Source organism: Brevibacillus sp. LEMMJ03 (assembly GCF_007197875.1).
Lineage (GTDB): Bacteria > Bacillota > Bacilli > Brevibacillales > Brevibacillaceae > Brevibacillus > Brevibacillus thermoruber.
Map to the genome: position 1 here is coordinate 1 of NZ_VKJN01000117.1, position 381 is coordinate 381.

The window sequence follows — 381 nt, forward strand, 5'->3', positions numbered from 1 at the left end:
GACCAGCTGATCGCCAACAACTATCCGCCGCTGTCCTTCTATGCCATCGGCTGGCTGGCGCGGCTGTTCGGTGATCCGATCGCGGTCGGGCGGGTGCTGTCGTTCGTCGCGCTCGGCGCCGTCGGCATCGAGATCGCGCTCGCGGTCGCCGCGCTCGGCGCGGGCTTCGCATGGGGCGGCGTCGGAGGGCTCTGGTTCGTCGCCATCATGGCGCACGTCTCCACCAACTATGTCGGCGCCAGCGATCCGCAGCTCGCAGGGCAGGCGATCATGGCCGCGGGGCTGGTCTGGTTCATCGCGCGCGACCGCGCCGGACGCTCCTGTATCGGCCCATTGTTGCTGATGGTGGTCGCCGGGTTCTGGAAGCACAACATCGTCGCC

1 protein-coding gene is annotated in these 381 nt (G+C 68.8%); it reads left to right on the forward strand.

Going from position 1 to position 381, the window contains the following annotated elements; all coding sequences use genetic code 11:
• A partial coding sequence (locus FOI68_RS23740; RefSeq protein ID WP_221935142.1) for a hypothetical protein occupies positions 1–381 on the forward strand: 381 nt, incomplete at both ends.